General features: G+C 42.8%; 9 protein-coding genes. 7 read left to right on the top strand and 2 right to left on the bottom strand.

Annotated elements, in window-relative coordinates; translation table 11 throughout:
• Positions 1 to 14: 14 nt before the first annotated feature.
• The 6 genes from HMPREF9186_RS05480 (at position 15) to HMPREF9186_RS11680 (ending at position 7,623) form a co-directional block, all read left to right on the top strand.
• Positions 15 to 1,250: a hypothetical protein gene (locus tag HMPREF9186_RS05480; RefSeq protein ID WP_009731807.1), complete on the top strand. Its 1,236-nt coding sequence runs from the start codon at positions 15 to 17 to the stop codon at positions 1,248 to 1,250.
• Between the two features lie 65 nt (positions 1,251 to 1,315).
• Positions 1,316 to 2,014, top strand: coding sequence for a 2,3,4,5-tetrahydropyridine-2,6-dicarboxylate N-acetyltransferase (gene dapD / locus HMPREF9186_RS05475; protein WP_009731806.1), 699 nt, complete (start codon positions 1,316 to 1,318; stop codon positions 2,012 to 2,014).
• A gap of 208 nt (positions 2,015 to 2,222) precedes the next feature.
• On the top strand, positions 2,223 to 3,356 hold the full coding sequence (locus tag HMPREF9186_RS05470) for an N-acetyldiaminopimelate deacetylase (protein ID WP_009731805.1): 1,134 nt from the start codon (positions 2,223 to 2,225) through the stop codon (positions 3,354 to 3,356).
• Between the two features lie 109 nt (positions 3,357 to 3,465).
• Entirely contained in the window at positions 3,466 to 4,005 is a 540-nt protein-coding gene (locus HMPREF9186_RS05465; protein ID WP_009731804.1) for a 5-formyltetrahydrofolate cyclo-ligase, read from the top strand.
• A complete protein-coding gene (locus HMPREF9186_RS05460; protein WP_009731803.1) occupies positions 3,989 to 4,666 on the top strand; it encodes a rhomboid family intramembrane serine protease in 678 nt (225 codons plus the stop codon). Before HMPREF9186_RS05465 ends, HMPREF9186_RS05460 begins: the two co-directional genes overlap by 17 nt.
• A 353-nt stretch (positions 4,667 to 5,019) precedes the next feature.
• Positions 5,020 to 7,623: a C69 family dipeptidase gene (locus HMPREF9186_RS11680; protein WP_009731802.1), complete on the top strand. Its 2,604-nt coding sequence runs from the start codon at positions 5,020 to 5,022 to the stop codon at positions 7,621 to 7,623.
• 86 nt (positions 7,624 to 7,709) lie between these two features.
• Here the strand turns inward: HMPREF9186_RS11680 and galU are convergent, their stop codons facing one another.
• On the bottom strand, positions 7,710 to 8,621 hold the full coding sequence (gene galU, locus HMPREF9186_RS05450; protein ID WP_009731801.1) for a UTP--glucose-1-phosphate uridylyltransferase GalU: 912 nt from the start codon (positions 8,619 to 8,621) through the stop codon (positions 7,710 to 7,712).
• A gap of 45 nt (positions 8,622 to 8,666) precedes the next feature.
• Positions 8,667 to 9,683 carry an NAD(P)H-dependent glycerol-3-phosphate dehydrogenase gene (locus HMPREF9186_RS05445; RefSeq protein WP_009731800.1) on the bottom strand — a complete coding sequence of 339 codons (1,017 nt, stop codon included), beginning with the start codon at positions 9,681 to 9,683 and terminating at the stop codon, positions 8,667 to 8,669.
• Positions 9,684 to 9,958: 275 nt separating this feature from the next.
• Here HMPREF9186_RS05445 and HMPREF9186_RS11145 point away from each other — a divergent pair, with 275 nt between their 5' ends.
• Positions 9,959 to 14,221: a SpaA isopeptide-forming pilin-related protein gene (locus tag HMPREF9186_RS11145; protein ID WP_009731799.1), complete on the top strand. Its 4,263-nt coding sequence runs from the start codon at positions 9,959 to 9,961 to the stop codon at positions 14,219 to 14,221.
• Positions 14,222 to 14,361 lie beyond the last annotated feature (140 nt).

Genomic DNA, 14,361 nt, shown 5'->3' with positions numbered 1-14,361 from the left:
TTAAGGAGGGAACAATGGGAAAGAAAGACTGGTCAACCCTACGAAATGAACACAAGAGTCGATTTGCGAAACGCCAGCTAGAAGAAGAAACTAGTCTAGTGAAAAGTTCCGCTTCAACCAACCAGAGCATTGAAAATAGGGATGAAAGGCTGGAAGAAAAGCTTCCAAAAGAGACAGAAGTGATAGACTCCTCCATTTTTCCTGAACCAGTGAAGCAAGTAGAGGAGCTAAAAGACCAATCAGAGCTTGGTACTGAGAAAGCTATAGATGAGCAAAACGAAGTATTGGTTGAAGACTCTCCTGACAGACCGCTAACATCACAACCACCAACACAAGATGCAATAGAGCAGTTCCCTAAGGGCGAGGAAAGAGTAGAGCACCAGGGTGGGACCCGCTTGATTTCAGAAGCAGATCTAGCTTCGTTAGGAGGAGGCCGGCGCCAAGAACCAAGAAAAACTGGACTGGACGTCCTATCGGATACGGCGAGAGCCTATCCTTCTTCCTCAAGCAGTGGAGCTTCTCTCCTTGCAGCTATTTTTGGTTTATTGGCCATGGTGGGATTATTTGTTTTTATGCCTTCAGGAGGCATCCATAGAGAGGAACATCCTTCTTCTACTAGTGAATACGGAAGCACTGGCCGGTCTTATGGAGTCAGAAAGGAAACCTTGAAGAGTGGCACGAGTACCTTGATTGCTCCGGAGGGGGAATTTCAGTTTCAAGTGACCTATGAGAAGGCGATTTCCCTGATTCCTGGTTTAAGTGAGGGGGATCAAGGCCGTACCTCTTCAACTTATCTGTCTCCGCAGGATGTGGTAGCTGTACTGGGCAAGGCTAGTAGTGGGGAAGAAACCTACCAAGAGGGTAGTGTCGGTCCTTTCATGACAAGCTTGGATTATGAGGCTGAAGGATCCCCTTCTTCTGTATCTGTTTTGCTTTCAAATATGATTGGTAACCGTCTATCTTCTCTTAATTTTGAGAACTTAAACAGTGAGCAATTAGCCAATAAAAATGGCAGTTTGAACAGAGAGGATTTTGCGAGTGTTAAAATAGGAACTAGCTATGCAGATCTTGTGAATACTGTCGGAATCCCCAACCGTGTTTCCTGGTCGAGTATAATGAGTTCTGAGTCTTTTTTAACCTTTCACTATAAACTTTCTGATTCGCGATCAGTCATTATTCGTTTTGGAAGTAATCGGACTATCAGTGAAATCAAGGGTCTCGATGATTCGGCGACATCCACATCGCCTTAGGTGTTTATCCCACTAGGATTGTGGTATAATATGAATACCTTTAATTGAAATGAATGGAGAATCTTATGACAGCACAAAAAATGTCTGCTCAAGAAATTATTGCTTTTATTGGAAATGCAGAAAAGAAAACAAATGTGAAAGTAACCTTTGAAGGGGAATTGTCAACAGCTGTTCCTGCTTCTGTTACGAAACTTGGCAATGTTTTGTTCGGTGATTGGAAAGATATCGAGCCTCTTCTTGCCAACTTAACAGAGAACAAGGATTATGTGGTAGAACAAGATGGTCGTAATTCAGCTGTCCCATTATTGGACAAGCGCTACCTGAATGCCCGTATCGAACCAGGTGCTATTATCCGTGATCAAGTAACGATTGAGGACAATGCGGTAGTCATGATGGGAGCAGTGATCAATATCGGTGCTGAAATCGGTGCAGGAACCATGATTGATATGGGCGCTATCCTTGGTGGTCGTGCCACTGTTGGTAAAAACAGCCACATCGGTGCGGGTGCCGTTCTTGCGGGTGTCATTGAGCCAGCTTCTGCGGAGCCTGTTCGGATTGGGGACAATGTCTTGGTCGGTGCCAATGCTGTTGTGATCGAAGGAGTTCAAGTTGGAAACGGTTCAGTCGTTGCCGCTGGAGCGATCGTTACTCAAGATGTCCCTGAAAATGTGGTTGTAGCTGGTGTCCCAGCTCGCATCATCAAGGAAATTGACGAAAAAACACAACAAAAAACAGCCTTGGAAGACGCTTTGCGTAATTTGTAACATATTGATAGTAGAGGCCGGGCAAAAAGTGTCCAGCCTTTGGTGTTTAAAGGGAATAATTGTATGACGCAGTGGTTGATTGGCATCTTTGTTCGCTTGATTAAGCTCCAAAGACTACCTAATCAACTGTGCGGGGGTGGGAAAACGAACTCTTTTTAATTAATCAGAGTTCTTTCCCACTCCCTATTCTAATAGAAAGAAGACAACGATGACATTGGACTTAATCAAAATCAGACGGGATTTGCACCAAATCCCTGAAATTGGCCTGGAAGAATTTGAAACCCAAGCCTACCTCTTAGAGCGAATCGCAGAGATTACAGCCGGCAAGGAGTTTGTAGAGAAACGGACTTGGCGGACAGGGATCCTAGTTTATCTCCATGGGGCTGCACCTGAAAAAACCATTGGTTGGAGGACGGATATCGATGGCTTACCGATTTTGGAACAAACGGGCCTTGATTTTGCCTCTAAGCATGAAGGACGGATGCATGCTTGTGGTCATGATATGCACATGACAACAGCCCTCGGGCTTTTGGATCAACTGGTCCAAGTGCAACCAAAAAATAACCTGCTCTTTCTCTTCCAACCGGCTGAAGAAAATGAAGCAGGTGGGATGCTCATGTATAAGGACAATGCTTTTGGTGACTGGCTCCCTGATGAATTTTATGGTCTGCATGTACGCCCTGATTTGAAGGTGGGGGACATTGCGACCAATACCGGTACCCTTTTTGCAGGGACCTGTGAAGTCAAGATCACCTTTACAGGAAAGGGAGGGCATGCTGCCTTTCCACATGAGGCCAATGATGCTCTTGTAGCAGCCTCTTACTTCATTACCCAAGTCCAATCGGTCGTGAGTCGAAATGTTGATCCAATTGAAGGTGCTGTGGTGACCTTTGGTTCCATGCATGCAGGAACCACCAATAATGTGATTGCTGAAACGGCCTTCCTTCACGGGACCATCCGAACCTTGACCATGGAGATGAACCTCCTGACTCAAAAACGGGTCAAAACGATTGCGGAAGGGGTTGCAGCCGCTTTTGATGTAGAATTAGATCTGGAACTCAAGCAAGGAGGTTACCTGCCTGTGGAAAACCAACCAGAGTTGGCCAAAGAACTCATGGACTTTTTCACAGCTGAGGAAGACGTGAACCTGATTGATATCTTGCCAGCGATGACGGGAGAAGACTTTGGCTTTCTCTTGAGCAAGGTCCCTGGGGTCATGTTCTGGCTGGGAATTGATACCCCTTATGCCCTGCACCATCCGAAGATGAGCCCAAATGAGGCTGCCCTTCCCTTTGCTGTGGAAAACATTGGTAAATTTTTGAAAGTGAAAGCCAACCAATAAGCGTTTGTTCCAACTCCGCCTGGAGTTGGATTTTTATTTTCTCGTGTGCAAACTGTTCGGATGTTTCATAAAAAATGATACAATTAAAGCTATACAAAAGGAGTAGGGAATGAAGAAAACACTACGAAAAGAAACCATCGCAGCCATGAAACGGTTGCCGGAATCCGTGAAAACTCAAGCAGATGAACAGCTCACTCAACGTCTCTTGGAGCTTCCAGCCTTTCAGGAGGCAAAGACCCTTGCGACCTATCTGTCTTTTGACCATGAATTTTCCACAGCTGGCTTGATCCAAGCTGCTCTTCAACTTGGAAAACGCGTCTGTGTTCCCCGTACCTATCCACAAGGTCGGATGGAATTTGTGGAATACGATCCTGACATTTTGGAAAAAACGCGCTTTGGTTTGCTGGAGCCCAATGAACAGGGCAAGGTTGTGGATAAAGCAGAGATTGATCTGATCCATGTCCCGGGCTTGGTTTTCCAATCTAAAGGCTATCGGATCGGCTATGGTGGTGGCTATTATGATCGTTATTTAGAGGGTTTTACTGGAAAAACAGTCAGCACCATTTATTCCATCCAGCAAGGGGAGTTCCAGCCAAATACATTTGATATAGCAGTTCAGGAGGTGCTAGTCCATGAAATTACTCTATGATCATCGTTATCCTGTGACTAGTATCTTGTTGCTCGTCACAACGGCAGTTTTTCTTTCAATGTTTATCCGATTTGGAGGCGACTACCAAACGGGTGCTGCTGTTTACTATAGCGGTGGTATTATTGGAGAGGCTGTGAAAGTCGATCCTAGCCAGTTATGGCGAATAGTGACAGCTACTTTTGTTCATATCGGCCTAGAACATTTTGTGCTCAATATGATCACCCTCTATTACTTGGGACGTTTGGCAGAAGATCTCTTTGGTTCCAAGGCTTTCTTAGCTCTTTATCTCTTATCAGGCATGATGGGCAATGTCTTTGTTGCTATTTTTACGCCAGATGTGATTGCAGCAGGCGCTTCTACAGCCCTCTTTGGACTTTTTGGGACCATTGGCGCTCTGCGCTTTATTGTCCAAAGTCCCTATATTCGCCACTTGAGTCAGTCCTATACCAGCTTGATTGTGGTCAATCTGATCTTTAGTTTTATGCCAGACATCAGTATGGCGGGCCACATTGGTGGCTTAGTAGCTGGGGTGATGTTGGCTTATGTCTTTCCAGTAAGAGGGGAGGCCCTCTTTATGAAGCGAAGCTATCAGATCAGCGCCTCCTTGTCTTACCTCTTACTATTCCTCTGTTTTTTAGGCAAATTGTTAAACCTATTTTAAGAAGGGGCTGGGCAGATTGAAAAGGTTTGGAAGAACCTTTTCAATCTTTTTTATTTTACGGAGTTTTTTCCTACTCCCTCTTTTTTACTAAAAAATGTAGCGAAATCGTAAACTAACAGATAATTGATGAAATTACCGGTAATTATATATATTTATTATAACATTCTTGTGATAAGTAAGTGAATCCTGTATTGGAAGGATGATAACTTAGGAGGTCCTGAATAAAAGAGTATAAACATTCAATGAAGAAAGCGCTTGCAAAAGAGGTGGAAAAAAGATAGACTTAAGGTATAAAAAATCGGGTATTCTACCTTTTTTCCTAAAGGAACATTCAAACATAAAGGAGATTTGCCATGAAAAAATGGTTGTTTAAACTAGCTTTGGTAGCGATGACGTTCTTACTCTTACCAATTCAAGCCGTTCAGGCCTGCTGTGGATTTATCATTGGTCGCCAGTTGACCAAGGATGGAACGACCCTGTTTGGCCGGACTGAGGACTATCCTTATTATCCAAATGGTGGAAAACACAACAAAAACTATGTTGTGGTTGATGCCAAGACCTATAATGAGGGAGATCAAATCGAGGATGAATCCAACGGATTCACCTACCCGCATGCTGTCAATGAAATGAAATACACAGCTACTTATGACTCTGCTCGTGGTGACGGTAGCAACGGGGCTTTCGGGGAACACGGTTTTAATGAAGCCGGTGTATCCATGACTGCGACAGTAACAGCAATCCCAAATAAGAAAGTCTTGACGACGGATCCTTTGAAAGAGAATGGCCTACCAGAAGCAGCTATGCTAGATGTGATTTTGCCACGTGTGAAGACTGCCCGTGAAGGGGTTGAATTACTGGCCAAAGTCATCGAAGAAAAAGGTTCAGCTGAAGGGAATGTGGTTGTCTTTGCAGACCAAAATGAAACTTGGTATATGGAAATTCTATCTGGTCACCAATATGTAGCGGTGAAGGTGCCAGAAGATAAATATGCAGTTTTTGCCAATACCTACTACCTTGGCCATGTAGACTTGAATGACACTGAAAATGTCATTGCCTCTAAAGATGTAGAAAAAGTAGCCAAGGAATCTGGCAACTACAAGACTGATAAAGATGGCAATTTCCATATTGCTAAATCTTATGGACCAGAAAAATATGCTGAAGGGGACCGCTCACGGACCTATGCAGGTATCACCTTACTAGATCCAGACTCTAAAGTCACTTATGAGGATGATGAGTATGAGCTCTTCCGTTCACCAACCGATCCAAACAAAAAATACACCTTAGAAGATGCTTTTGCTTTGCAACGGAATCGTTTTGAACACTTAAATGGACGCTTTGTACCAGATGATCAAATTGGTGTTAAGAAACAAGGTGATGATGGTAGCAACGATACTGTTCGTAAAGACCAATACAAGTATGCTTTAGGAAATGAAAATGTGATTGATGCCCATGTCTATCAAATCAATCCAAACCTTCCAAAATCATTTGGTGGAACTGTATGGCTCGGCATGGGACCTTCACGGAATACCCCTTATGTTCCATTCTATGGAAATGTAAAAGATACTTACGAAGCCTTTAAACCTCAAACAGCTACTTATGATCCAAATTCATGGTATTGGACAGTTTGGCACATCGACCAAATGGCCATCCATAACCAAGATCTATTCGGAAAATCTATCCAAAATCACTGGAAAGCACTAGAAGAACAGCTCATTATAGAACAAAAAGTGAGCGATGCAAAATACGCTGCCTTGAAAGCTGATGAAGCAGCTGCAAAAGGGGCAGAAGATCAAGTAACTGCTGAATCAATAGCGCGTTCTGAACGTCTTTTCAAACAATTTAAACAATACGAAGCTGAGCTTTCAGCAACCTTGAAAGAAGCGGGTAGAACAGATGATCCGTATCGGGCATCTCTTCCAGATGATTACAAGGAACCAACGGACGCAAGCAAACCAAGCGAACCAAGTACTGAGCCAAGTAAGGACGAAATTAAGCCAAGCAAACCGAGTACTGATCCAAGCAAGGATGAAACCAAGCCAACTGAGCCAAGTACCGATCCAAGTAAGGACGAAATTAAGCCAAGCGAACCAAGTACTAAGCCAAGCGAGGATGAAACCAAGCCAACTGAGCCAAGTACTGAGCCAAGTACGGACGAAATCAAGCCAAGCGAACCGAGTACTGATCCAAGCAAGGATGAAACCAAGCCAACTGAGCCAAGTACCGATCCAAGTACGGACGAAATCAAGCCAAGCGAACCAAGTGCTAAGCCAAGCGAGGATGAAATCAAGCCAAGCGAACCAAGTACTAAGCCAAGCGAGGATGAAACCAAGCCAACTGAACCAAGTACTGATCCAAGTAAGGATGAAACTACAACTACAACTACTGAACCAAGCAAGGATGTAACTCATCCAACTACGATTGTCCCTGCTCCAACTACAAACAATCGTCCAGTTCTTCCTACGAATTCCTACATTTTAGTAGATCCTGTTACTGGAATCACTTTACAAAATCCAGACTTTGCCCAAGGTGGCTTTAATTTGGCAGCTTCTGTATTGAAGGATGTACAAGCCCTCAAAGATAAAGACTATCAGATTTACGACATTCAATTGTCAAATCAAAATGGCCCTGTTCATCAATTCAGCCCAACTGTAGTGACCATGCCAGTTGATCCTAAGAAAGAAGTAGAATCGGTTGTAGGTATTGGAGAAGATGGCAAGGTTGAAACCTACCAGTTCAGCTTGAATGAAGACAAGAGCAAGGTAACCTTCACAACCAATCACTTCTCATCTTATGGCGTTGTCTACAAATCGGCAACTAAGGTAGAAGAAAAAATAGAAAGCAAGAAATTGCCATCTACTGGACAAACCATTTCAATGGTTGGTATCATCGGCGGTGTCTTGATTAGTGCCCTTGGATTTGCCTTCTATGTAGAAAAACGCAAACATAACAAAGTCTAAAAAGCAATTTTTTAAGAAATGAAAAGAGGCCGGACGGTTAGTCCGGTCTCTTTCCTTCATAGTCGAAAAGTCGTGGTGAGTATTTTTTACTCCTTGGTCACTTTTCCTTTTTCTTCTAATTGTTTTCCAAGGTTGATGATGTATTGTTTGAGATCATCTTTAACCTGTGGGTGTTTCAAGGCATAATCAATAGATGTTTTCATGAACCCAAACTTGTCTCCTACATCGTAGCGCCGTCCCTTGAATTCACGGGCAAAGACTCGTTGGGTCTTGTTCAAAGTATCAATGGCATCGGTCAACTGGATTTCGTTTCCAGCACCGGGCTCTTGATTTTCCAAAATTTGGAAGATTTCAGGAGTTAGCAGGTAGCGTCCGATAATGGCAAGGTCACTTGGTGCCTCTTCGGGTGCTGGTTTTTCGACAAAGGTTTCAACGCTATACAGTCCGTTGATTCCTTCTCCTTGAGGAGCGATGACTCCATAGGCAGAAACTTCTTCATGGGGAACTTTCATGACAGCAATGGTTGAAGCGTGTGTTTCGTCATAGTCATTCATCAATTGCTTGGTGAGCGTGGTGGCTCTGTCATCCGTGATATCCATGAGGTCATCTCCAAGCATTACGACGAAGGGTTCATTTCCAACAAAAGCTTTAGCTTGTAAAACTGCATCTCCAAGTCCACGAGGATGTTTTTGACGAATGAAGTGGAGGCGCATGCCTGTTGTTTCGTCTACTAATCGTAAAAGATCATTTTTCCCTTTTTCCTTGAGGTTGTACTCAAGTTCAAAGTTTGAGTCGAAATGGTCTTCGATCGAACGTTTTGATTTCCCTGTTACGACCAGAATGTCCTCGATACCTGATTTGAGAGCTTCCTCTACGATAAATTGGATCGTAGGTTTGTCAACGATTGGCAACATTTCCTTTGCCAAAGCTTTGGTAGCTGGGAGGAAGCGGGTCCCCAAGCCAGCTGCAGGAATGACTGCTTTTCTAACTTTAGTCATATAGATTCCTTTCTAAAAGGTATGATTGATAAGAGAGTGGTTGACTTATTTCCACTCATTTTCTTCTTTAAATTCATTGCTCATCATGTTGTGGATGGCCTCTCGGATATCTTGCCCTTCGTAGATGACTTGGTAAATGGCCTGTGTGATCGGCATATAGACGTCCAACTCTTGTGCGAGTTCATAGGCGACTTTGGTTGTAGAAATCCCTTCAATGATCATGCCCATATTGGCTTCAATGTCTTCTAATTTTTCACCACGTCCAAGCGCATCCCCAGCACGCCAGTTGCGGGAATGGACAGACGTTCCAGTAACGATCAAGTCTCCGACACCAGACAAGCCACTGTAGGTCAAAGGGCTGGCCCCGAGCTTCACTCCCAGGCGGGTGATCTCAGCCAAACCGCGCGTGATGATAGCTGCTTTGGCATTGTCCCCGTATCCAAGTCCATGTAAGGCTCCAGCTCCAACAGCGATGATATTTTTCAAGGCACCAGCTGTTTCCACCCCGATGACATCGGTATTGGTATAAAGGCGGAAATAGTGGTTGCTAAAGAGTTCTTGAACATAGCGTGCAACTTCTAGATCTTTTGAAGCGGCTGTGATGAGAGTGATATCACGGACAATGGTTTCTTCAGCATGGCTCGGACCAGAAACAACCACAATCTCACTGCGAAGAGAAGCAGGGATCTCTTCCTCAAGGATCTGAGAAATTCGATCATGTGTACCGGGTTCTAGCCCTTTAGATGCGTGCATAACTGTTACAGGATGATCCAGTGTCTCAGCGACTTGTTTAGCTACCAAGCGGGTTACCTTAGTCGGGACCACAAAGAGGATGGCATCTACACTGTCCAAGGCTGCTTTTAGATCGGTCGTAGCTGTAATTTGATCGCTAATAACGATGTCTTTAAAATAGCGCTGATTGGTATGATCAGTGTTGATTTCATCGATCTGTTCTTGGATATTTCCCCAGAGACGGACTTCATGGCCGTTATCATTGAGGACTTGTGAAAGGGCTGTTCCCCATGAACCAGGACCCAATACTGCAACGGTTTGTTTTTCCATTGTATCTTCCATTTCTATGTCTATTTTTAAGCAAGGCTATAAATCTAGGACTTGCCTCTTCAAAACCGCCTCAAAAGGGCCTTGAAGATGATTCTATTTTCCTCTCTATTTTAACATAATATAGGTAAAAAAACTTGTATAACTATCAATTGTTTTGTGAAGATATTTCATTTTGACAAGATGCTAAATAAAAAAAAGCTACCTTTTACTTGCATTACTACTAATTTGTGATATAATATTTTTTGCCTATTATTATGAATATAAGGGGAGATAAAATGAAAAAATTGGCAATATATCTATTGATGATGCTTTCATTATTGATAGTATGCTTTACGCTTTTTTCTAAAAAGGTAAATGCAGAAACATCTAAAAAAGTGGATGTTATCACGGATGTAAAAGTTCAAAACAATGATGGCGGGGATTTAACAGCTCCGCTTGGAAGATACGATACTTTCCGTCTTAATGCAAAGTTTGCTTTGGAAGGAAAAAACGTTAAAGCAGGAGATACGACGGAAGTAGTTATTGCTTCTCCAATTGACATCAAATCGCAGGATTTTGAAATTAATGACTCCATTACTGGTAAATTGATCGCTAACGCAAAGGTTGATGCAACTACTGGTAAAATTGTCTTGACATTCACAAAGTTTGTTGAAGAGAAAAATGATATTTCAGGTTCGTTCTTCTTCTATGCTGGTGTTAATAAAGATAAGTTTCCAAATGATGGTAATGCGCCAGTTAAGGTCTCTGTTAATAACAAAGTGAAATTCGATGGTACAGTAAAAAGTGGGACTGTCGGAGAAGGTAAACGGTATACTATTATCAAATCTGGTTGGGATAATGGAGATCACAAGAGTCTAGGTTTTCGTATTTCTGTAAATAGGACCAACGAGGCAATCAGCAATGCAGTTCTTTCAGATTCTATGGAATCACCAGGTGTCACCTACAAGGCTGGTAGCTTTAAGATCTACAAAGGTACTTGGGATTACAGCACTGGAACATGGCAACTTAAAAACAAAACAGATGTCACCTCTCAATACACTGTAAATGCAACAGATACTACATTTACGATTAATCTAGGGAACATTTCTGCTAACGATCACTTTGCAGTTGAATATGAAGCAGTTGTTAACTATGATGCGGTTGACCGTGAGGTGATCAAAAATAAGGCGACTATCGTAGGGGATAATAAAAAACCATACGATTCAAATAGTAAAGTAAATATCCAAATCGCGGGTGGTGAAGGTGTTGGTTATGCCTTCGGCATTCAAGTTCATAAAGTTGACGAAAGTAACGGACCGCTGAAAGGTGCGAAATTCCAAGTTATCCGTCAAGCAACTGGCCAAGTATTAGGTGAGTTTGAATCAGATGCTAAAGGTGAATTTAGCCTTAAGGAACTCTTGAGAGATAAATACATCATCAAAGAAATTCAAGCTCCGGAAGGGTATGAGTTGGCAGAAGATACAATTGTTGAAGCTAGTGAATTTACGACACCAACGAAACCTGTTAGCAAAACCATTATAAACAAGAAAGAGAAGCCGGCCAAAACCCAAGCTGTTATTGAGCTGGATAAAGTTCTTACAGGTCGTGACTTGGTAGACGGCGAGTTTAGCTTTGAATTGTACGAAGGTGCAAACAAGCTTCAAACAACGACTAACCAAAGCGGGAAAATTACATTCGAGCCGATTGAGTTCACAGCAGAAGGTGAACACACTTATACTGTGAAAGAGGTCAAAGGCGATAATGCGACTATTACTTACGATGCTTCCGAAAAACAAGTGACTATTAAGGTTACTCGTGTTGCAAATGCCTTGCAGGCAGAAGTCGTCTATCCAGAAAGCAAAACATTTACCAATGCCTTCACCCCAAAGGCGGCGAATGCAACAATTGAGTTGGATAAAAAGTTGACAGGTCGTGACTTGGTAGACGGTGAGTTTAGTTTTGAATTGTACGAAGGTACAAACAAGCTTCAAACTGTTACTAACAAAGCTGGCAAAGTAAGCTTTGATGCGATTTCTTACACAGCAGAAGGTGAACACACTTATACTGTGAAGGAAGTCAAAGGCGATAATGCGACTATTACTTACGATGCTTCCGAAAAACAAGTAACTGTTAAAGTCACTCGTAATGGAGAGGCTTTGAAAGCAGAAGTTATCTATCCAGAAAGCAAAACATTTACCAATGCCTTCACACCAAACGCAACGACTGCAACAATTGAGTTGGATAAAGAGTTGACAGGTCGTGACTTGGTAGACGGTGAGTTTAGCTTTGAATTGTATGAAGGTGCAAACAAACTTCAAACTGTCACCAACAAATCTGGCAAAGTAAGCTTTGATGCGATTCCTTACACAGCAGAAGGAGAACACACTTATACTGTGAAGGAAGTGAAGGGAACTACCCCAGGTATCACATACGATACTTCTGAAAAACAAGTCACCGTTAAGGTAACAAAAGATGGAAACAACCTAAAAGCAACAGTTGTCTATCCAGAAAGCAAGGTCTTTACAAATACTTACTCAGCTCCAAGTCCAGCAAAAGCTCAGATTTCAGCAAGCAAGATTTTGGAAGGCCGTGCCTTGAAGGATGGTGAATTCAGCTTTACCTTGTTGGATGAAGCTGGAAAAGTCCTTCAAACAAAACAAAATGCTGCAGATGGTTCTGTAGCCTTTGATGAAATTTCTTATTCACAAGAAGATGCAGGAAAAACGTTCCACTACACGATTAAGGAAGTGATCCCTACAACTCAAGAAAAAGGAATGACCTACGATCAAGCTAGCATCGAAGTGACAGTAACGGTTACGAAAGATGAAGCAAGCAATACCATCAACGCTACAGTGGCCTATGGTGAAAAGAAATCCTTTATCAATACTTTTGTGACGAGTGAAATCCCGCCAACACCACCGACTGTCGATAAACCTGAAGCTAAGCTTTATACCATCCAACTTCACAAGGTTAATGGTGAAGGCCAAGCTCTAGCAGGAGCTGTCTTCGGCCTCTTTGAAGCAGATGGTACAACCCCGGTAGCTAATCCATACGGTGAAGGCCAAGCGACAGCAACTTCAGATGCGAGCGGTCTTGTCAGCTTTGTAGGATTTGCAGCGAAAGATTATGTGGTCAAAGAATTGACAGCGCCAGAAGGTTACCAACTTTCAACTGCTTCAATCACCGTTTCTGAAGCTGAATTGACAGCTTCGGCAGACTTGGCAGTGGATAAAGGAAATGTGGTGAATAAACCATATACTTCAATCCCACCAACACCACCGACTGTTGATAAACCTGAATTGAAACTCTACAGCATTCAATTACACAAAGTCAACAATGAAGGGAAACCACTTGTTGGAGCTATCTTTGGACTCTTTGAGGCAGATAGTACAACTCCAGTTGCCAACCCATATGGAGAAGGTCAAGCGACCGCGACCTCAGATGCCAATGGTCTGGTTACCTTTACAGGATTTGAAGCAAAAGATTATGTAGTGAGAGAGCTTACAGCTCCAGAAGGTTATCAACTATCAACAGATGTGATTAAAGTTTCTGCTAGCGAGTTGAAAGCTGCGACTAACCTCGTCGTAGACAAAGGAACAGTGGTCAACAAACCATTCACTTCAATTCCGCCAACTCCTCCAACTGTTGACAAACCTGAATTGAAACTTTATAGCATTCAATTACATAAAGTCAACAATGAAGGAAAACCACTTGTTGGAGCCGTCTTTGGACTCTTTGAGGCAGATGGTACAACTCCAGTTGCCAACCCATATGGAGAAGGTCAAGCGACTGCGACCTCAGATGCCAATGGCCTCGTTACCTTTACAGGACTTGTAGCCAAGGATTATGTTGTGAAAGAAATCACTGCTCCAGAAGGCTACCAACTTTCTGAAGAAGCAATTACTGTTTCAGCTAGTCAATTGATTGCCTCAACTGACCAGGTGCTTGATCAAGGAAAAGTAGTCAATAAACCGTTCACTGCGATTCCACCAACTCCTCCGACAGTTGACAAACCTGAGTTAAAACTTTACAACATCCAATTGCATAAGGTGAATAAAGAAGGTAAAGCACTTGCAGGAGCTGTCTTTGGACTCTTTGAGGCAGATGGTACAACTCCAGTTGCCAACCCATACGGCGAAGGTCAAGCAACTGCGACCTCAGATGCCAATGGCCTTGTCATCTTCAAAGGATTTGAAGCAAGAGATTATGTCATCAAGGAGTTAACAGCACCAACTGGCTATCAACTATTAACGAATCCAATCACTGTCACAGCGGAAGACTATGTACAAGCTACAGACTTGGTTGTAGATAAAGGAAATGTAGTTAATGAACTAACTCCTCCGACACCTCCGACCCCGCCAACTACTCCTCCAACTCCACCAACTACTCCATCAACAGATAAACCAAAAGGTGATAAGCCTTCTGGAAGTCAACCAAAAGAAGAGAAGAAACATACTCTTCCTTCTACAGGTGAAACAGTGAGTGAGGGACTAGTAGCTGCAGGACTTGCTTTGGCAGTAACTGGAAGCGCCTTGGTTTACAAAAAACGTGAAAATTAATTTCTAAAACAGGTTTTGTTCTAGCCCCGCTAGACAAACCTGTTTTTTTACGCGATAAATATTATTTATCATCTCCTTTAAAAATACATATTAGACACTATCACTAATGGGTGGTAAGATAAGTAGTAGTTAAAATGAAG

It is taken from the genome of Streptococcus sp. F0442 (genome assembly GCF_000314795.2).
Lineage (GTDB): Bacteria > Bacillota > Bacilli > Lactobacillales > Streptococcaceae > Streptococcus.
The sequence above is the reverse complement of the archived record's forward strand: the minus strand, read 5'-3'. Positions and strand labels throughout refer to the sequence as shown.

Excerpts from the sequence above, each read along its gene's own strand:
- HMPREF9186_RS05480 (WP_009731807.1), top strand. The coding sequence starts at position 15 with ATGGGAAAGAAAGACTGGTCAACCCTACGAAATGAACACAAGAGTCGA.
- dapD (WP_009731806.1), top strand. The coding sequence starts at position 1,316 with ATGACAGCACAAAAAATGTCTGCTCAAGAAATTATTGCTTTTATTGGA.
- HMPREF9186_RS05470 (WP_009731805.1), top strand. The coding sequence starts at position 2,223 with ATGACATTGGACTTAATCAAAATCAGACGGGATTTGCACCAAATCCCT.
- HMPREF9186_RS05465 (WP_009731804.1), top strand. The coding sequence starts at position 3,466 with ATGAAGAAAACACTACGAAAAGAAACCATCGCAGCCATGAAACGGTTG.
- HMPREF9186_RS05460 (WP_009731803.1), top strand. The coding sequence starts at position 3,989 with ATGAAATTACTCTATGATCATCGTTATCCTGTGACTAGTATCTTGTTG.
- HMPREF9186_RS11680 (WP_009731802.1), top strand. The coding sequence starts at position 5,020 with ATGAAAAAATGGTTGTTTAAACTAGCTTTGGTAGCGATGACGTTCTTA.
- galU (WP_009731801.1), bottom strand. The coding sequence starts at position 8,621 with ATGACTAAAGTTAGAAAAGCAGTCATTCCTGCAGCTGGCTTGGGGACC.
- HMPREF9186_RS05445 (WP_009731800.1), bottom strand. The coding sequence starts at position 9,683 with ATGGAAAAACAAACCGTTGCAGTATTGGGTCCTGGTTCATGGGGAACA.
- HMPREF9186_RS11145 (WP_009731799.1), top strand. The coding sequence starts at position 9,959 with ATGAAAAAATTGGCAATATATCTATTGATGATGCTTTCATTATTGATA.